An 18255-nucleotide genomic window follows, 5' to 3' on the forward strand; every position below is an offset into this window, starting at 1 on the left:
TCGGCCGACGGATCGACGCCGCCGTTGGCCGGGCAATGCATTGGACAACGGGCTGACACCCATCCGCCGACACAATGGGCCGAGGCTGTATTCGTTCCCGCGACTGATTCGGGAAAAAGCGGAATTCAGGGTCAGGATCACGGCCGGGACTTGGCTGCAACTGCCAAAAGCGAACCAGAGCCGGATCGGGAAGAATAGGAACATTTTCGATACGCGCGGGGTTTTGGACTTGACGATTTCGTGACAGGCGACGAAAGCTTGCCGGAACAGTTTTGAGGGTTCGGCGACCCCGACGAGGCAACTGGTCTGCACACAACGACAGGCCTTCCAAGAGAAGGGCTGCGGCAATGCCGCAGCCCTTTTTCATTGGGCGAGGGGGTACGCCGGAAGCGGTTTCCCGATGCCGCAAAACACTCTATGGTGGTTCAAAGCCACCGGCTGTTGACAAGTAATTACGTAAAATCAAAGGCTTAAGGGTCGAGCTCCGGCCCGGCCGCCTTTGGAGGGCAGTTTGACTCGCTATATCTCGACCCGGGGCGAAGCCCCCGAACTCGGCTTTTGTGACGTGATGCTGACCGGGCTTGCCCGCGACGGCGGCCTGTATGTGCCGGCGGTGTGGCCACAGTTTCCGAGCGAGACGATCGCCGGCTTCTTCGGCCGCCCCTATTGGGAGGTCGCGGTCGACGTGATTCGTCCCTTCGCCGGTGGCGAGATTTCCGACGCCGAGCTCGGGCGGATGGCGAACGAGGCCTATGCCACCTTCCGCCATCCTGCGGTGGTGCCGCTGCGCCAGATGTCCCCGCACCAGTTCGTGCTGGAGCTGTTCCACGGTCCGACGCTCGCCTTCAAGGACGTAGCGATGCAGCTGATCTCGCGGCTGATGGACCATGTGCTCGAAAAGCGCGGCCAGCGCACCACCATCGTGGTCGCGACGTCAGGCGATACCGGCGGCGCCGCGGTCGAAGCCTTTGCGGGCCTCGAGAACGTCGATCTCGTCGTGCTGTTTCCGCACGGCCGCATCTCCGAGGTGCAGCGGCGGATGATGACCACGACGGGCGCGGCCAACGTCCATGCGCTCGCCATCGAAGGCACCTTCGACGACTGCCAGGCGCTCGTGAAGGGGATGTTCAACAACCATCGCTTCCGCGATGCGACCTCGCTCTCCGGCGTCAATTCCATCAACTGGGCGCGCATCGTCGCGCAGGTGGTCTACTATTTCACCTCTGCCGTCGCGGTCGGTGCTCCGGCGCGCGCGGTCGATTTCGTCGTTCCGACGGGCAATTTCGGCGACATCTTCGCCGGCTACGTCGCCAAGCGCATGGGGCTGCCGGTGCGCACCCTGCGCATCGCCGCCAACGTCAACGACATCCTGGCGCGCACGCTGAAGACCGGCATCTACGAGGTGCGTGAGGTGCACGCGACGGCATCGCCGTCGATGGACATCCAGATCTCCTCGAACTTCGAACGGCTGCTGTTCGAGGCCGGCCGGCGCGATGGCGCCGGCGTGCGTCGCCTGATGGAACAGCTGAAGCAGTCCGGCCGCTTCGTGCTACCCGATGCGACACTCGCCGCGATCCGCGAGGAGTTCGATGCCGGGCGCGCTGACGAGACCGAGACTGCGGCTGCGATCCGCGCCGCCTGGCGCGAAGCAGGCGAGCTGGTCGATCCTCATACCGCCGTGGCGCTCGCCGTCGCGGACCGCGACACCACCGATACGAAGGTGCCGAGCATCGTGCTCTCCACCGCCCATCCGGCCAAGTTCCCAGACGCCGTCGAGGCGGCTTGCGGCCAGCGGCCGCAACTGCCGGCCTGGCTCGACGGCCTGATGACCAAATCCGAACACATGAGGGTGATGAAGAACGATCAGGTCGAGCTCGAGCGGTTCGTGCTGTCCGCCAGCCGCGCCGCAAAGCAGGGAGTTGCCGGATGAGCGTCGAGATGTCCAAGCTTGCCTCCGGCCTCACCGTCGTCACCGACGAGATGCCCCACCTCGAGACGGCGGCGCTCGGTGTCTGGGCCGGCGTCGGCGGACGCGACGAGAAGCCGAACGAGCACGGCATCTCGCATCTGTTGGAACACATGGCGTTCAAGGGCACGACCAGGCGCTCCTCGCGCGAGATCGTCGAGGAGATCGAGGCGGTCGGCGGCGACCTCAATGCCGGCACCTCGACCGAGACCACGTCCTATTACGCGCGGGTGCTGAAGGCCGACGTGCCGCTCGCGCTCGACGTGCTCGCCGACATCCTTGCCAATCCCGCCTTCGAGCCCGACGAGCTGGAGCGCGAGAAGAACGTCATCGTGCAGGAGATCGGTGCCGCGCAGGACACGCCCGATGACGTCGTGTTCGAGCATCTGAACGAGCTCTGCTATCCCGACCAGCCGATGGGCCGTTCGCTGCTCGGCACCGCCAAGACGCTGCGCGCCTTCAACCGCGACATGCTGCGTGGCTATCTGTCGACGCATTATCGCGGGCCCGACATGGTGGTGGCCGCGGCCGGGGCGGTCGACCACGGTCAGGTCGTCGCCGAGGTCGAAAAGCGTTTTGCGAGCTTCGAGGGGACGCCCGGGCCGAAGCCGCAGGCCGCTCGGTTCGGCCAGGGCGGCGCCAAGGTGGTGCATCGCGAGCTCGAGCAGGCGCATCTGACGCTGGCGCTCGAGGGGGTGCCGCAGACCGATCCTTCGCTGTTCTCGCTGCAGGTCTTCACCAATGTCCTCGGCGGCGGAATGTCGTCGCGCCTGTTCCAGGAGGTGCGCGAGAAGCGCGGCCTCTGCTACTCCATCTACACCTTCCACGCCCCCTACACCGATACCGGCTTTTTCGGCCTCTATACCGGCACCGATCCCGCCGATGCGCCGGAGATGATGGAGGTCGTGGTCGACATCATGAACGAATCGGTGGAGACGCTGACTGAGGCCGAGATCGCCCGAGCCAAGGCACAGATGAAGGCGGGGTTGCTGATGGCGCTGGAGAGCTGCTCCTCCCGCGCCGAGCAGCTCGCCCGGCATGTGCTGGCCTACGGGCGGCCGCAGACAGTGCAGGAACTGGTTGCCCGGATCGACGCCGTCAGCATCGAATCGACGCGGGACGCGGCCCGTGCGCTGCTGTCGCGCAGCCGGCCTGCGGTCGTCGCATTGGGCAGCGGCAGGGGTCTGGACACGGCGGTGTCTTTTGCGGAAGGATTGACACGGGCGCGCGCCAAGGCGCGGCTGCATTAGGAGCCGCGCGCGGGCCTCGCCCCGGGAAGCATCACATGGCCCTCTTTCGCCTGCCATCCAGTGGACCCGCCGCCCTGGCGCCGCGCGGCAACGGGCTGCTCCTGCGCGCGCCGCAAATGTCCGACTTCCTGCAATGGGCTCATTTGCGCGAGACCAGCCGCGACTATCTGACGCCTTGGGAGCCGATCTGGCCGTCCGACGATCTCACCCGCTCCGGCTTCCGCCGCCGCCTGCGCCGCTATGCCGAGGACATTGCCGCGGACCGCTCCTATCCCTTTCTGATCTTCCGCGAGCTCGACGGTGCCCTGGTCGGCGGCATCACGCTCGCCAATGTCCGGCGCGGCATCGTGCAGGCCGGCACCATCGGCTATTGGGTCGGCCAGCCTTATGCCCATCGCGGCTACATGACGGCCGCACTCCGGGTGCTGCTGCCGACGCTGTTCGGCGAGCTCAATCTGCACCGGGTCGAGGCCGCCTGCATCCCGACCAATGCGCCGTCGATCCGGGTGCTGGAGAAGTGCGGCTTCTCGCGCGAGGGCCTAGCGCGCCGCTATCTCTGCATCAACGGGGTCTGGCAGGATCACCTGCTGTTCGGCCTGCTGCACGAGGACTTCCGCGGCTGAGCAGCCTGATGGATGCAGCCAAATCCCTTTTTGCCGCCTTGGGTTCGCCGATATTGGCAATATAACCCGGCCGGAACATTGTCATGGAGTACGGGTGTTGATGGTGCAGGAGCTTCGGTCATCGCGGACGAGGTTGCGGCGGGGCGCAGCGGTCGTGCTGGCATTATCGGTCGGGCTCGCCTCCGTCTCGCCGGTGGCGGCACAGTCGTTGACCGACCGCTTCAAGAGCCTGTTCGGCGGCAAGTCCGACGAGCCGGCGGAGCCGAAGCCGGCGCCTGCGCCCGGGCAGCCGGCCGAAGACGACCTCGATTGCCCCCAGGTCACGGTGCGCGCGGGCGCCTCGACCTACGCGGTCGGCGCCAGCGGCAAGCCGGCGGTCGGCAATGACATCCGCTTCCAGGCCTCGATCACCAAGATGGCGCGCGAATGCTTGCGCAGCAGTGCCGGCATCACGGCCCGGATCGGCATCCAGGGCCGTGTCATCGCCGGCCCCGCCGGGGCGCCTGCCTCCGTCGAGGTGCCGCTGCGCATCGCCGTCGTGCAGGGCGGCGTCGGCGAGAAGGTGATCGCCTCGAAGGCCTACCGGACCACGGTGGCGATGTCGGAAGGCGGCAGCGTGCCCTTCACCTTCGTCGCCGAGGATCTGGCCTATCCGGTGCCGGCGCCCGCGGTTGCCGATACCTACATCTTCTATGTCGGCTTCGACCCGCAGGCGCTCTCGCCGGAGCCGAGAGGGAAGAAGAAGAAGTAGGGGAGATCTTGCGGCAATGTCAGCTGTCATTGCCCGCGAAGGCGGGCAATCCAGTATTCCAGAGGCCGCGGTGCTTGAACTGAGAAGCCTCGGCGCAATGGATCACCCGCCCCAGTGCGCAAGTGCGCACAAGGTGGGTGATGATACCGCACTTGTGGATGCTGTTACCCGACAGACAAAAAAGCCGGCGCTCGTCGCGCCGGCTTTTTGATTGGGTAAGGCAAATCCCTCAGTTCAGCTTCTGCCTGACTTCGTTGATGCCCTTGGCGAGCAGGTCGTCGGCGATCTGGCCCTTGACCGACTGCGACAGGATCGTGGAGGCAGCCTGCACGGCGGCTTCCGCGGCGGCTGCCCGGACGTCCGCGAGAGCCTGAGCCTCGGCGAGTGCGATCTTGCCCTCGGCGGTCTTGGTGCGGCGGGTGACGAAATCTTCCAATTTCGCCTTGGCCTCTGCTGCGATGCGCTCCGCTTCGGCGTTCGCGTTGGCGATGATGTCGGCGGCCTCGCGCTCGGCACCGGCAGTGCGCGCCTTGTAGTCGGCGAGCACCTTGGTGGCCTCCTGCTTGAGGCGCGCCGCCTCGTCCAGCTCGGCCTTGATACGAGCGGCGCGATGATCGAGCGCCGACATCGCCGTCTTGAACACCCCCACATAGGCGAAGATCACCATCAGGATCACGAAGGCGACGGCGACCCAAAACTCAGGTGTGAAGAACATCGAGACTAACCCTTCAAGGTCGCATCAACGGCGGCATTGACCGACGCTGCATCCGGAACGACGCCCGTGAGCTGCTGAACGATGGTGCCGGCTGCATCGGCCGCGATGCCGCGGACGTTGCTCATGGCGGTCGCGCGGGTCGAGGCAATGGTCTTCTCCGCCTCGGCGAGCTTGTCGGACAGTTGCTCTTCCAGCGCCTTGCGTTCGGCTTCCGCCTGCGCATTCGCCTTCTCGCGTGATTCGTTGCCGATCGCCTGTGCACGTGCGCGCGCCGACGCGAGCTCGCCTTCATAGGCCTTGAGCGCCGCCTCGGACTGGTCCTTCAGCTTCTGCGCTTCGGCGAGATCGCCCTCGATCTTGTTCTGACGCGCCTCGATCGCACCCCCGACACGCGGCAGCGCGAACCGGGAGACGATCAGATACAGCGCGACGAAGGCGATCGCGAGCGACACCAGTTGCGAAGCAAAGGTGCTGCTCTCGAAAGGCGGAAAGCCACCGCCGTGGTGACCGCCATCGGCCTCCGTGTGAGCGCCGGTACCTTTGGCGCCGCCATGACTTTCAGCCATGGAGTTCTCCTGTTGCTGTCAGACGCGCCGCCTCCCACCAGGAAGCGGCGCGAAACGCGTTCAGAGCGGGACGAACAGCAGCAGCAGAGCGATCAGCAGCGAGAAGATGCCGAGCGCTTCGGTCACGGCGAAGCCGAAGATCAGGTTGCCGAACTGGCCCTGAGCAGCTGCCGGGTTGCGCATGGCTGCGGACAGATAATTGCCGAAGATGAAGGCCACGCCGATGCCGGCGCCGCCCATGCCGATGCACGCGATGCCCGCGCCGAGAAACTTAGCTGCTTGCGGATCCATTTTTGACTCCTTGGAAGAAAGACAGGTGTGGGTGGAAAAGCACCCGGATCACTCAGTGTCCAGGGTGAATGGCGTCGTTGAGGTAGATACAGGTCAAGATCGCAAACACATAGGCTTGCAGGAACGCGACCAGCAGTTCGAGCGCGGTGAGCGCAACGGCGAGCGCCAGCGGCATGACACCGCCGATCCAGCCGACCACGCCAAGAGACGCGCCGAGCATGGCAACGAAGCCGGCGAACACCTTCAGCGCGATGTGGCCGGCGAGCATGTTCGCGAACAGTCGAACGCTGTGCGAGACCGGCCGCAGGAAGAACGACAGCACCTCGATCGCCATGACCAGCGGCAGGATGTAGCCCGGAACGCCCGAGGGCACGAACACTTTCAGGAACTTCAGGCCGTTCTTGTAGAGGCCGTAGATCAGGACCGTGAAGAACACCAGCAGCGCCAGCGCCGCAGTGACGATGAGATGGCTCGTCACGGTGAACGTGTACGGAACAATGCCTACGAGATTCGAGACGCAGATGAACATGAACAGCGAGAAGATCAGCGGGAAGAACCGCATGCCATCCGCTCCGGCAGTGCTGCGGATCATGCTGGCCACGAACTCATAGGAGAGCTCGGCCACCGACTGCAGACGCCCCGGAACCAGCTGCTTGCCGCTGGTGAGCAGAAGCAGCGCAATGATCCCCACCGCGACGAACATGTAGAGAGAGGCATTGGTGAAGGCGATCGTGTGATCGCCGATACGGCCGATCGTGAAGAGCGGTTCGACGTTGAACTGATGGATCGGGTCGATTTTCATCCGCGCGGCATCTCTCGTCTGCTGGACAAGCCGACCAGTGAAGATTGGTCGGCCGGCTGTGCCGGCGAGCGGCACGACAGTTAACCCGGCTAGGCCAATTACGAACCACCGCGCCTGTTCGGACCCGCGCCTGCCGTTCTCACCACATTCACCACGCCGGCGATGAAGCCCAGCAGCAGGAACGCGATGAATCCGAAAGGCGACGTCGACAGCAAGTGGTCGAACCCCCAGCCAATCCCCGCTCCGACAGCGACGCCGGCGATCAACTCCGAGGATAGTCGGAAACCAAGCGCCATCGCCGAGGCTCTGGCCGCTTTGTCTCCATCGTCACCTGCGGGTTGCTCGGTCTTGGCCCGGCGGTCGCGAAATTCGGACAACCGCTGATCAAGATTTCCGAGCCGATCGGAAAGCGCGGCTTCCTCGGGCGATCTATCGCGATCTCCATCCTCGCCGTGTCCCGTGCCCTGTGTCATGCAACGAAGACCCGAAACGCTGCGGCTGAATGGAAATTGCGCCCGTCACCCTCAAAAGCCGCGCGGACCATACTGATGGCCTATAATCAAGTCAAGCCAAGTCACGATTGCGTCCCTTCCGATTATGTATTTGATTTACTTGATGATATTGACGCGCACAGCAGCGCTGCACACAGCGTGACGCCGCACCGCAGCAGGTCTGCTTGCGAACGGCGGACGCAGCCGTGCTTTCGCCGCGCTCGCGGGATCAAAGAAGCCGCCGCGTTCGTTGATTTCGGGGCGGCTTTTTGGCGGCGGGTTGCCGGCTGAGGGTGTAGAATTGCAACCGCAGCCGCAGCAGTGCCGGGGCGGAGACAATGATGAGACCTGCGACGTCATCCACGACATCATGGCTCGCGGCGGCGGCCGCGGTGATGGTAGTCAGCGGCGGCCTCGCGGCCGCGCAATCTACGCCCGACGGCGAAAATGGCCGCTACAGCATGACGCCCATCCCCGAGGGCGTGCTGCGGCTCGACACGCGCACCGGCACGGTGTCGACCTGCACCAGGAACGGCGCCGGTTGGGCCTGCTACGCGGTGCCCGACGAGCGGACCGCACTCGACGCCGAGATCGGCAGGCTCCAGGCCGAGGTCGAGCGGCTGAAGGCACAGCTCGCGGCGGGGCCAACGGTATCGGGCAAGATCGACGAGGCGCTGCCGAAATCCGATCCACTCAGGAAGCCCGAGCCCAAGGTCGCCGAGGGCGAGCGCAAGATCGAGATCCCGCTGCCGAGCGAGCAGGACGTCGACCGTGTGATGTCGTTCCTGGAAAAGGCCTGGCGGCGGCTGATCGACATGGCCAACCGCGTGCAGAAAGACGTGTCGGGGAAGATCTGATGCGGGCCCCTCCATGACATCTGCCAGATCCGTCACCCGCTCCGCACCATCGTCCGTACAGGCCACGACCGTCACATCGGCACTGCTCACCGTGCAGACGCCTGGCCGCGGCTTCACCGATCTGACCAGCGAGGCCGCACGATTCATCGCCGAGGCGCGGGCGGGCGAGGGTGCATTGACGCTGTTCATCCGCCACACCTCGGCCTCGCTGACGATCCAGGAGAACGCCGATCCCTCCGTGCTGGTCGACCTTACCACGGCGCTGTCTCGGCTCGCACCGGAGAACGCCGGGTGGACCCATGATACCGAGGGGCCCGACGACATGCCGGCCCATATCAAGACCATGCTGACGCAGACTTCGCTTCAGGTCCCGGTCCTGAGCGGCAAGCTCGCGCTCGGCACCTGGCAGGCGATCTACCTGATCGAGCATCGCAGCCGCCCGCACCGCCGTGAGATCGTGCTGCAATTCATCGGCAGCGATCGATAACCACACAAAGCAAAACCGGCCGCGGAGACCGCGGCCGGTTGGTGTCGTCGATTGCTGCTGCGATCAGGTCGCCTTGATGTCGACGTCCTTGGTTTCCGGCAGGAACAGGAAGCCGATCACCACGGTAATCGAGGCGAAGATGATCGGGTACCACAGACCGGCATAGATGTCGCCTGTCGAGGCCACGATGGCGAAGGCGGTGGCAGGCAGGAGGCCGCCGAACCAGCCGTTGCCGATGTGGTAGGGCAGCGACATCGAGGTGTAGCGGATGCGGGTTGGGAACAATTCGACCAGCATCGCCGCGATCGGGCCGTACACCATGGTCACGAACAGGACCAGGACGAACAGCAGGCCGATGATCGCCGCCACCTGCGGACGGAAGACGTCGAACGGATGCGACATCTTCACGATGCCGGCGTCACCCGCCTTGGGGTAGCCAGCCGCCTGCACCGCGGCGAGAACCGCCGGGTTGCTGTCCTTGGCGTTGGTGTAGGGCACGTCCTTGCCGTTGACCACGACCTTCACGCCCGAGCCGGCCGGACCCGACGTCGTCGCGTACTTGACCGACGATTGCGACAGGTAGGCGCGCGCGGTGTCGCAAGGAGCGGTGAAGACGCGGGTACCGACCGGGTTGAACAGATCGCCGCAGCCGGCGGGATCGGCCACCACCTCGACCTTGACCGACTCGATGGCCTTTTCCAGCGCCGGGTTGGCGTTGGACGTGATCATCTTGAAGATCGGGAAGAAGGTCAGCGCCGCGATCAGGCAGCCGCCGAGGATGATCGGCTTGCGGCCGATCTTGTCGGAGAGCATGCCGAACACGATGAAGAAGCCGGTGCCGAGCAGCAGCGACCATGCAATCAGCAGGTTGGCGGTATAGCCGTCGACCTTCAGGATCGATTGCAGGAAGAACAGCGCGTAGAACTGGCCGGTGTACCAGACCACGCCCTGGCCCATCACACCACCGAGCAGGGCGAGCAGCACGAGCTTGCCGTTCTGCCAGTTGCCGAAGGCCTCCGTCAGCGGCGCCTTCGAACCCTTCCCCTCTTCCTTCATCTTCTGGAAGATCGGCGATTCGTTCAGGCGAAGCCGGATCCAGACCGAGATGCCGAGCAGCAGCACCGAGACCAGGAACGGAATGCGCCAGCCCCACGCTGCGAAATCGGCCTCACCGAGCGCGGTGCGGGTGAACAGAATCACCAGCAGCGACAGGAACAGGCCGAGGGTTGCCGTGGTCTGGATGAAGGAGGTGTAGAAGCCGCGCTTGCCGTTCGGCGCATGCTCCGCGACGTAGGTCGCCGCACCGCCATATTCGCCGCCGAGCGCCAGACCTTGGGCGAGGCGCAGCACGATCAGGATGATCGGGGCCGCGATGCCGATGGTCGCCGCGTTGGGCAACAGGCCGACGATGAAGGTCGACAGACCCATGATCAGGATGGTGACGAGGAAGGTGTATTTGCGGCCGACGATGTCGCCGACACGGCCGAACACAATCGCGCCGAACGGACGCACCAGGAAGCCCGCGGCAAACGCCAGCAGCGCGAAGATATCGCGGGTTGCCGGCGGATAGGCCGAGAAGAACTGCGCGCCGATGATGCCGGCCAGCGAACCGTAGAGATAGAAGTCGTACCACTCGAAGACGGTACCGAGCGAGGAGGCGAGAATGACGAACCGTTCGTCCTTCGTCATCCCGGCGCCGGCAGATGGTGCCGATGTTGCAGTTACTGTCGTCATTCAGATTCGCTCCCGCTTGTTTTCTTTTCAAGAACCGATTCGCGCCACGCGGGCGCGCCACCAATCGGGGGCGAGCAATTACATGCCTATCGCGTCCGGCCCAATAGTACTTTCGACGCGAATCGGAAGGATCGCGGAGATGTCGGACGGGAAATCACGGAGCCGCGGGAACGAAATACCGTGGGTCTGCAGCCTCAAACTAAAGTCCAAGGACGGAAAAGCCCATCGCGACAATCCACATCACGACTGACACCAGGGCAGACCAGTATGCGAACACCAGATAGGTTTCTCGCATCACCGCCGAGACTGTTTTTTGTGCATGCGGCTGAGGCGGGCGTCTGTCTTTTGGAAGATACAGCCACATCTCGGTGCGGCGGTGGTCTTTGGTCCGCGCCTCCTGCGCTTTCAGGAGAAGCACCAGTGTCATGATCAGGCTCAGAAAGCCTCCCGCCTGAAACGCGGAGCGCGGCAGAAACGAAAGGCCGATCATGACGCAGAATATGGCGAGGGAGGCAAATCCGCACGCGCGCAGGACCGTTTCAAAGGCGATGCGGCGCATTTCTTCCATGAGGAGGGACTCCGTCGCCTGGCTCATTGGGATCGAGATGCGTCTAGGGTAGTCCCTGCGGGGCCTGCCTTCAATGGTTCCCGCCCGCCGTTCAGAGGCCGACGCTGATGAAATTGCCGGCGGCGGGGAGCGCCAGGATAGCCGTGCCGGCCAGCCAGATCCAAAGCGAGACGCCGTTCGACTCCTGTGCGCCGGTGACGCGTTCGTAGATGGCGGCGGGAATGCCGCCCAGGATCACGGTGGCGGTCGAGACCATCAGCGAGGCGAACATCAGCGTCAGCGACATGTTTCCGAACAGAAGAGGGCCTGCGAGCGGTTGGACGTAGAGCAGGGCGAAGATCAGCCAAAGCTGGTTGAAGAGGCCGTTGATCATTCCGAAGAAGGCAATACCGATCAGGAAGAAGTTGCGGTTCATGATCCTCCTCCCGCAAGCCGCGGCGCGAGGTTGAGCACGAGCAATGTGTAGTGGAGCACGATCCGCAACCAGAACATCCAGACAAAACCGAACAGCCACACGATGGCTGGAGGAACTGCCTTCGGCGTGACGGTTGCAATGGCGGTGAGCACCGGATCGGTGAGGCGGCAGAAGAAGCGCCAGATATAGTTCGGCGAGTCGGCGTCGACGAAGAGGCCGAGCAGGAAGCGGCCGAGCATGGTGTACATCAGAGCCGCCAGAACGAAGTTCGGCAGGTGGAAATACCAGTATCTGGCGAACGAGTCGGCAATGTCCAAAATCTGTCCTCCTCCGGACCTCGCTCTGGCGCAGTATGGTCTTGCGAGGGCTGCCTGCTCGGCCCGGGCCGTCGGGCATTCTGCACCGGCCGCCGCACCCAACAATGTCAAGGCAGACGGTTCTGGGCAAGCGAGCGCCGCCGGTCGCAAACAAGAACGGGGCCTCGCAAGGCCCCGTTCGTCGCAATCGATCCGATCCGCTCAGGTCGTTTTCTCTTCGAGCACCGTGCGGCCTCGCGGCTTGCGAATCTCGTCGACATAGGCCTGCATTTCCCGCGACGGCGCCCTTCCCAGCAGGCTCACGATGATGATCACCGCGAAGCCGAATGGCGTCCCCAGCAAACCGCATGCGATGTTGTTGAGGTTGAACCAACCCACCTTGTTGGCGAGCGGGTGGGCCAGCGTCGGCCAACTCTCCATGGCGTTGGGCAATGCCATGGCCTTGGCGATGTCCACCAGCGGTGCGCCGGTGACTGGATTGAGCAGCGACGTCATGCCGAAATACTTGACGCCCGCGCCCGGGAAATAGCGCGTGACGAGCAGGTAGAACATGCACAGCCCAAATCCGGCGATGATGCCGCAGATCGCGCCCGTGGACGTCGTGCGCTTCCACCACACGCCCATCACGAGCGCCGGGAAGTTGCCCGCCATCGCCAGGGAGAACGCCCAGCCGACCATGGCCAGGATATCCCCGGGCTTGGTGGCAGCCGTCGCCGCGGCAATGACTGCGACTGCCAGCAGCAGCACGCGCGCGATGATCAGCCGGCGTGCCGTCGGCGCGTTCGGATCGATCATCTTGTAGTAGACGTCATGCGACAATGCATTGGCGATCGCGAGCAGCAGCCCGTCGGCGGTGGACAGAGCCGCGGCCAGGCCGCCGGCCGCGACGAGGCCCGAGATCACGTAGGGAAGCCCCGCGATCTCCGGTGTCGAGAGCACGATCACGTCCGTGTTGATCACGAAGTCCTGCAGCCGGACCACTCCGGGGTGACCGGCAACGGCCTTGCAGGCGGCAATGACGGCGTCGATGTTGACGGCGTTCTTGCCGCAGATCTGGATCAGCCCGAGCTCGCCCCAGCTGAACAGCCAGGGTCTGATCGCGGACAGATCGCGCCCGATGATGTTCGTGTACACCTCCAGCTTCGAGAACGCCGCATAGGCAGGCGCCGAGAAGTACAGGAGGAAGATGAACAGCAGCGACCATGCCACGGATTGCCGCGCCTCACGCACCGACGGTGTCGTGAAGTAGCGCATCAGGATGTGCGGCAGCGAGGCCGTCCCGACCATCATGCACAGGATGATTGCAAAGAAGTTCAGCGGGCTATAGCTGAAGAACGGTTGAATGTGCGGCTTGAGGCTTGCCGCCGCCGCCAGTCCATTCGCGAGCATCTCCTGTTCGCGCGCCGTGATGTCCGCGATCGCGTGCCCATAGGTCAGCTGCGGAAGCGGTATCCCGTAGATCTTGGTCGACAGGATCACGATCGGTGTCAGGTAGGCTATGATCAGCACGATGTACTGGGCCACCTGCGTCCAGGTCACCGCGCGCATGCCGCCCAGCATCGAGCAGACCAGGATGCCGACCAGTCCCGCGAAAACCGCGAGCTCGAACTGCATTCCGAGGAAGCGCGAGGCAATGATGCCCGTGCCGTAGATCTGCGCCGTGACATAGGTGAACGAGCAGGCGACGAGCACGACGACGCCCAGCGCCCGGGCGAAATTGCCGCCATAACGGAAGGACAAGAAGTCGGGCACCGTATAGGCGCCGAATTTGCGCAGATAAGGCCCGATCAGGATGGAGACCAGCACGAAGCCGCCGGTCCATCCGAGCACCCAGGCAAGTCCGTCATAGCCGAGCAGGAACAGCGTGCCCGCCATGCCGACGAAGGACGCTGCCGACATCCAGTCGGCACCGGTGGCCATGCCGTTGTAGAACGCCGGTACGCTGCGACCGGCCACATAGTATTCCGAGACTTGCGCCGTTCGCGACAGAATGCCGATGATGGCGTAGACCGCGAGCGTGAAGAACACGAACAGGTAGCCGAGAACCTTGTTCGGCACCCCGATCACTTCGAGGGCGGCGAGCAGAAGGACGAACGCGACGAATCCACCGGTGTAGAAGCCGTAGATCCGCCCGAGGTTGCTGAGAAAGTCGGAGCCGCCGGTTGAGGCCTGCGTAGCCATGTTCAATCCCCCTAATCGTCTTCTGCGAAGCCGAATTCTCGGTCGATCTTGTCCTGCTGTCTGGCGAAGACGAACAGGATGACCACGAAGGCGATCAGCGAACCCTGCGCGGCCATATAGAAGCCGAGCGGGAAGCCAAGGATCGGCAGCTTGATGGCGTTGAGCGGAACCACGAACATGTGGATGACGTATCCGAAGAAGAACCAGATGCCGAGGTTGATCAGCATCAGGCGCGAGGTCTTGCGCCAGTGGGCTTCTTCTCGTTCTTTGAGATTTTGGGAGTCAGGCATGGGCTGCATTTCCTCTGTCAGCACTCCGGCATGCGAGCCGGAGGAATCGAGGGGTTGCATACCCGTCGCTGCGGCCCCCCCGTGCCGCCTTCCAACCGGTCTTTCGCCAATTTGGAATGTCGGAGGCTAACATCAGGAGTGCCGAGGTCTTTCTAATACTTTCGGAGGGAACCGATGTTGCGGATGCGAACGGCGCTGCGGCCGTTGACAATTCGGGCGCGGCGAGCGCGGGATAGCACGGCGATTCCGTTTGGCAGGATCGGATTGCGATGAAGCTGCTGCAGAAATTCTTTCGTCCCCGGCCGCCGATTGGCGATCGCAAGGCGCTTGCCGACTTCATAGACGCGCAGTCGGCATTCATCGTGCAAAAGGGTATTTACGAGTATTCGCGTGCCCGCGCGGGCCATTACGCCAAGGTGCTGTTTGCCGAGGAAGGCTTTGCACAAGCCGTCGAACGGTCGCGCTGGCAGGCTTATCCGCTCGGGCTTGCGATGGTCGGCGAGATGGTCGAGGGGGTATTGCGCCCACATGCCGGCATGCACCGCCGGGCGGTTCTCGACCAGATGATCCTCGTCGTCCTCTCGGTTTTCGACCGTTACCCCGTGCCGCCGTCGCTCGGCGAGGACGCCTGGCTTGAGGCCCGGCGCGAGCTGGAGCAGAGGCTTGACCTTGTTGGCGGGCATGCGCCCAAGCGCGTGATGGACATTCCCGAGCCGCTGGCGGAAACCTATTTTGCGATGATGCCGATCCACGAAAAGCTGCGCGGACGGGATTTCGAGACGATCCGCAATTACCTGCGCGTCAGCCTGTGCAACATCCATGACGAATTGGTCGATCGCATCGATGCGGCTGCCGTGACCAACAGGCTGCTGGCGTAGGATCGCCCGGCCTCTGCCAATGCCCGGTTTGCCGGCCAGCATCGCACGGTCCGGGCCTTCCGAGGGAGGACAATGGATACGACGAGTGGTGCTGCCCCGCTTTTGTCGCTCGACGCCGTTGTCATCGATGCCGAAACGACTGGGCTCGATCCGCGCAAGGCGCGGGTGATCGAGCTTGCCGGCGTGCGTCTGTCGGCCGGAAAGCTGGTCGACGGCGGTTCGTTCGTTCAATTGCTGCGGCCGGCCGATCAACCGATCCCCGCCGAAACGACGCGCATTCACGGCATCGATGATGCCATGGTCGCTGAATCGCCGCTATTCGTGGATGTGTGGCCGCGTTTCGAGGCATTCCTCGGCCGGACGGTCGTCATCGGGCACATGATCGGTTTTGATCTGGCCGTCCTGAAGCGCGAATGCGATCTGGCGGGATTGCCATGGTCCCGGCCTCGAACGCTCGATACCAGACTGCTTGCGGAGATCGTTGCGCCGGACCTCGGCGGATACCAGCTGGAGAATCTTGCGGCCTGGCTTGGCATTGACGTAGCCGGCCGGCACTCCGCTCTCGGCGATGCGATCACGACGGCACGGATCTTCCTTGCGCTGCTGCCGAGGCTGCGCGAGCACGGCATCCGGACCGTCGCTCAAGCCGAGCGGGTCTGTCGCGCGCTCACCACGGTGCTCGACGATCAGGTGCGGATGGGTTGGGTCGAGCCGGTCGAAGCGACGGCTCGTATCGATGCAGAGCAAACGCTGAAGCGATTCGACGCCTATGCCTATCGCCACCGCAACCGCGACATCATGCGGTATCCCGTCATTTTCGTCGGTCCGGACGTTTCGGTGAGCGAAGCCCTGGCGCGAATGACCAGCGAGAGAATATCGGCTGTGTACGTCGGTGCGGCGGATGCGGCCGCCGACGATATCAAGGCCGTCGAGGCCGGGATCGTTACCGAGCGTGACGTGCTGCGGGCGATCGCCCGGCTCGGTGCCCCCGCGCTGGAGCTGCCGGTGCACCGCATCATGAGCAGGCCGCTGGCGGCGATTCCCGAGGACGCGCTTGTCTATCGCGCGATTGGCCGGATGAATCGCCTCAAGACCCGCCATCTCGGCGTCGTCGATGAGGCCGGCCGGGTGGTCGGTGCGTTGTCCGCGCGGGACCTGCTGCGTCTGCGGGCAGGGGAGGCCATATCGCTCGGCGACGAGATCGAGGATGCTGCGGATACGCAGGCATTGGCGCTGGCCTGGGCGAAGCTGCCGCGGGTTGCGGAGGTGCTCCTGGCGGAAGGATTGTCCGGGCGTCAGATTGCGGAGGTGATCTCCAGCGAGCTCTGCGCCCTCACCCGTCAGGCCGCTGTGATCGCCGAGCGGATCATGCGGGATCGCGGTCGGGGCGCGGCCCCAACGCCATACACGCTGATCGTGCTCGGGTCTGCCGGGCGCGGCGAAAGCCTGCTGGCGATGGATCAGGACAATGCCGTGATCTTCGCGCAAGGCGAGCCGGGAGGCGACGAGGATCGCTGGTTTGAGACGTTCGCAGCGCACGTTGCAGATATTCTGCACGAGGCCGGTGTGCCTTATTGCAAGGGGGGCGTCATGGCGAAAAACCCACCCTGGCGCGGCTCTGTCGCAACGTGGCGGGACCGCATCGAGCACTGGGTCTGCCGCTCCAGTCCAAAGGATCTGCTGTCGGTCGATATCTTTTTCGATCTCCGGGCCGTTCATGGCGACGGCAGCCTTGCCGTCGCGGTCAGGCAGGCGGCTTTCGCGGCAGCCGAGGGGCAGGTCGCGTTCGCCAAGCTTCTGGTCGAGGGGATCAGCGTCCCTGCGAGCCTGAAATTCTTTGGCGGCATTCGCACTGACGGCGGTCGCATCGACCTCAAGGCGGCAGGGCTGTTCGGCCTGGTCGCTGCAGCGCGTGCGATGGCGATCCGATACCATGTGATGGGCCGGTCGACATCGCAGCGCCTCGCGGGCGTGAAGGCCCTGGTTGGTCGTGGCCAGACCGATCTCGATGCGCTCGACGAGGCCCATGGTATCTTTCTGGAGCTGATCGTGTCGCAACAGATTGCGGATGTGGCGCAGGGGACGGCGCCCTCCAATGCGGTGTTGGTCAAGCCGTTGTCGGCCCGTGATCGCGAGCGATTGAGGGCAGCGCTTCAAGCGGTCGCCGTGATCGATGAGTTGACCCGGGACCTGCTGTTCAGGGATTGATGAGACTCGTCAGCGGCTTTTTGCGCTGCAACATCAGTTAGTTGACGCCTGTGATTAACCGCCTTGCGACTACGGGCGGAAGGTTGCCTTGCAAGACGGCTCCAGTCAGTAAACAATCGCAATTGCTGCTTGATCAGCAACGAGTTGAACTTCTTTCCCGATCTTTCGTCGGCCTGCGGAACAGATGACTGCAACAGCCAATGCAAACACCCATCTCGTCATCGCCGATGATCATCCCCTGTTCCGCGATGCGCTGCGGCAGGCGGTGGCGGGCGTTCTCCCCGCGGCTCGGATCGACGAGGCCGGATCCTTCGAGGATCTGACCAAGCTTCTTGAGCAGGCCTCCGAGGTCGACCTGGTCCTGCTCGACCTCTCCATGCCTGGGATCTCCGGCTTTTCCGGCCTGATCTATCTGCGTGCGCAATACCCGGCGATCCCGGTCGTGATCGTCTCGGCCTCCGACGACAGCGCCACGATCCGCCGTTCGCTCGATTTCGGCGCGTCCGGCTTCATCCCGAAGCGGTTCGGGGTCGAGACCTTGCGCGACGCCATCCTCAAGGTGATGGAGGGCGACGTCTGGGTCCCCGCCGATACCGACCTCTCCGCCGCCGCCGATCCCGACATGACCCGCCTGCGCGACCGCCTGGTGACGCTGACGCCTCAGCAGGTTCGCGTCCTGATGATGCTGTCGGAGGGCCTTCTCAACAAGCAGATCGCCTACGAGCTCGGTGTCTCAGAGGCCACCATCAAGGCGCATGTCTCGGCGATCCTGCAGAAGCTCGGCGTCGAGAGCCGGACGCAAGCGGTGATTGCCGCCGCCAAGATCGCCGGCGGCCAGTGGAAGCAGGGTACGCCGACGGAATAG

Annotated in this window: 22 protein-coding genes; 11 read left to right on the forward strand and 11 right to left on the reverse strand. The window is 64.1% G+C overall.

Annotated elements, in window-relative coordinates:
- Positions 1-511 precede the first annotated feature (511 nt).
- The 5 genes from thrC (at position 512) to ACTEK7_RS16380 (ending at position 4801) form a co-directional block, all read left to right on the forward strand.
- Complete coding sequence (gene thrC / locus ACTEK7_RS16360) at positions 512-1930, forward strand: threonine synthase (protein WP_035996607.1); 1419 nt, start codon at positions 512-514, stop codon at positions 1928-1930.
- Positions 1927-3216: a M16 family metallopeptidase gene (locus ACTEK7_RS16365; protein WP_036020577.1), complete on the forward strand. Its 1290-nt coding sequence runs from the start codon at positions 1927-1929 to the stop codon at positions 3214-3216. The genes thrC and ACTEK7_RS16365 overlap by 4 nt, the downstream gene beginning before the upstream one ends.
- A gap of 35 nt (positions 3217-3251) precedes the next feature.
- Positions 3252-3839 carry a GNAT family N-acetyltransferase gene (locus tag ACTEK7_RS16370; RefSeq protein WP_035996611.1) on the forward strand — a complete coding sequence of 196 codons (588 nt, stop codon included), beginning with the start codon at positions 3252-3254 and terminating at the stop codon, positions 3837-3839.
- 100 nt (positions 3840-3939) lie between these two features.
- Positions 3940-4590 (forward strand): hypothetical protein, encoded by a 651-nt coding sequence (locus ACTEK7_RS16375; RefSeq protein WP_035996613.1) that lies wholly within the window; start codon positions 3940-3942, stop codon positions 4588-4590.
- Between the two features lie 16 nt (positions 4591-4606).
- On the forward strand, positions 4607-4801 hold the full coding sequence (locus tag ACTEK7_RS16380) for a hypothetical protein (RefSeq protein WP_157783945.1): 195 nt from the start codon (positions 4607-4609) through the stop codon (positions 4799-4801).
- An 18-nt stretch (positions 4802-4819) separates the two neighbouring features.
- On the opposite strand, the gene ACTEK7_RS16385 is transcribed toward ACTEK7_RS16380, so the two are convergent.
- From ACTEK7_RS16385 to ACTEK7_RS16405, 5 genes are all read right to left on the reverse strand, one after another.
- Positions 4820-5305: a F0F1 ATP synthase subunit B family protein gene (locus tag ACTEK7_RS16385; RefSeq protein WP_035996616.1), complete on the reverse strand. Its 486-nt coding sequence runs from the start codon at positions 5303-5305 to the stop codon at positions 4820-4822.
- Between the two features lie 5 nt (positions 5306-5310).
- Complete coding sequence (locus tag ACTEK7_RS16390) at positions 5311-5871, reverse strand: F0F1 ATP synthase subunit B (RefSeq protein WP_225147426.1); 561 nt, start codon at positions 5869-5871, stop codon at positions 5311-5313.
- 60 nt (positions 5872-5931) lie between these two features.
- Positions 5932-6162 (reverse strand): F0F1 ATP synthase subunit C, encoded by a 231-nt coding sequence (locus ACTEK7_RS16395; RefSeq protein ID WP_008541273.1) that lies wholly within the window; start codon positions 6160-6162, stop codon positions 5932-5934.
- A gap of 52 nt (positions 6163-6214) precedes the next feature.
- On the reverse strand, positions 6215-6964 hold the full coding sequence (locus tag ACTEK7_RS16400; RefSeq protein ID WP_035996621.1) for a F0F1 ATP synthase subunit A: 750 nt from the start codon (positions 6962-6964) through the stop codon (positions 6215-6217).
- Between the two features lie 98 nt (positions 6965-7062).
- Positions 7063-7437 carry an AtpZ/AtpI family protein gene (locus ACTEK7_RS16405; protein ID WP_035996624.1) on the reverse strand — a complete coding sequence of 125 codons (375 nt, stop codon included), beginning with the start codon at positions 7435-7437 and terminating at the stop codon, positions 7063-7065.
- Between the two features lie 75 nt (positions 7438-7512).
- Between ACTEK7_RS16405 and ACTEK7_RS16410 the strand changes: the two genes are divergently transcribed.
- From ACTEK7_RS16410 to ACTEK7_RS16420, 3 genes are read left to right on the forward strand one after another with little or no spacing between them, the layout of a single operon-like run.
- Positions 7513-7746: a hypothetical protein gene (locus ACTEK7_RS16410; RefSeq protein WP_162131140.1), complete on the forward strand. Its 234-nt coding sequence runs from the start codon at positions 7513-7515 to the stop codon at positions 7744-7746.
- Between the two features lie 50 nt (positions 7747-7796).
- On the forward strand, positions 7797-8312 hold the full coding sequence (locus ACTEK7_RS16415) for a hypothetical protein (protein ID WP_036020619.1): 516 nt from the start codon (positions 7797-7799) through the stop codon (positions 8310-8312).
- A 13-nt stretch (positions 8313-8325) separates the two neighbouring features.
- Positions 8326-8799, forward strand: coding sequence for a secondary thiamine-phosphate synthase enzyme YjbQ (locus ACTEK7_RS16420; protein WP_225113009.1), 474 nt, complete (start codon positions 8326-8328; stop codon positions 8797-8799).
- Positions 8800-8862: 63 nt separating this feature from the next.
- Here the strand turns inward: ACTEK7_RS16420 and ACTEK7_RS16425 are convergent, their stop codons facing one another.
- The 6 genes from ACTEK7_RS16425 to ACTEK7_RS16450 all read right to left on the reverse strand — a co-directional run bounded on the left by ACTEK7_RS16425 (position 8863) and on the right by ACTEK7_RS16450 (position 14304).
- Positions 8863-10488 (reverse strand): MFS transporter, encoded by a 1626-nt coding sequence (locus ACTEK7_RS16425; RefSeq protein WP_370130613.1) that lies wholly within the window; start codon positions 10486-10488, stop codon positions 8863-8865.
- Positions 10489-10732: 244 nt separating this feature from the next.
- Complete coding sequence (locus ACTEK7_RS16430) at positions 10733-11101, reverse strand: integrator complex subunit 1 (RefSeq protein ID WP_157785154.1); 369 nt, start codon at positions 11099-11101, stop codon at positions 10733-10735.
- Between the two features lie 91 nt (positions 11102-11192).
- On the reverse strand, positions 11193-11516 hold the full coding sequence (locus tag ACTEK7_RS16435) for a hypothetical protein (RefSeq protein WP_035996632.1): 324 nt from the start codon (positions 11514-11516) through the stop codon (positions 11193-11195).
- Positions 11513-11833, reverse strand: a complete 321-nt coding sequence (locus tag ACTEK7_RS16440) for a YggT family protein (protein ID WP_035996633.1) — start codon at positions 11831-11833, stop codon at positions 11513-11515. Before ACTEK7_RS16440 ends, ACTEK7_RS16435 begins: the two co-directional genes overlap by 4 nt.
- 201 nt (positions 11834-12034) lie before the next feature.
- Positions 12035-14014 (reverse strand): sodium:solute symporter family protein, encoded by a 1980-nt coding sequence (locus tag ACTEK7_RS16445; RefSeq protein ID WP_035996635.1) that lies wholly within the window; start codon positions 14012-14014, stop codon positions 12035-12037.
- Between the two features lie 11 nt (positions 14015-14025).
- Positions 14026-14304 (reverse strand): DUF4212 domain-containing protein, encoded by a 279-nt coding sequence (locus ACTEK7_RS16450; protein ID WP_035996678.1) that lies wholly within the window; start codon positions 14302-14304, stop codon positions 14026-14028.
- A gap of 269 nt (positions 14305-14573) precedes the next feature.
- Between ACTEK7_RS16450 and ACTEK7_RS16455 the strand changes: the two genes are divergently transcribed.
- From ACTEK7_RS16455 to ACTEK7_RS16465, 3 genes are all read left to right on the forward strand, one after another.
- Positions 14574-15182, forward strand: coding sequence for a hypothetical protein (locus ACTEK7_RS16455; RefSeq protein WP_057028414.1), 609 nt, complete (start codon positions 14574-14576; stop codon positions 15180-15182).
- Positions 15183-15284: 102 nt separating this feature from the next.
- Positions 15285-17390 (forward strand): DUF294 nucleotidyltransferase-like domain-containing protein, encoded by a 2106-nt coding sequence (locus tag ACTEK7_RS16460; protein ID WP_225147425.1) that lies wholly within the window; start codon positions 15285-15287, stop codon positions 17388-17390.
- Between the two features lie 184 nt (positions 17391-17574).
- Positions 17575-18255: a response regulator transcription factor gene (locus ACTEK7_RS16465; protein WP_035996645.1), complete on the forward strand. Its 681-nt coding sequence runs from the start codon at positions 17575-17577 to the stop codon at positions 18253-18255.

It is taken from the genome of Bradyrhizobium sp. JHI2711, assembly GCF_056156565.1.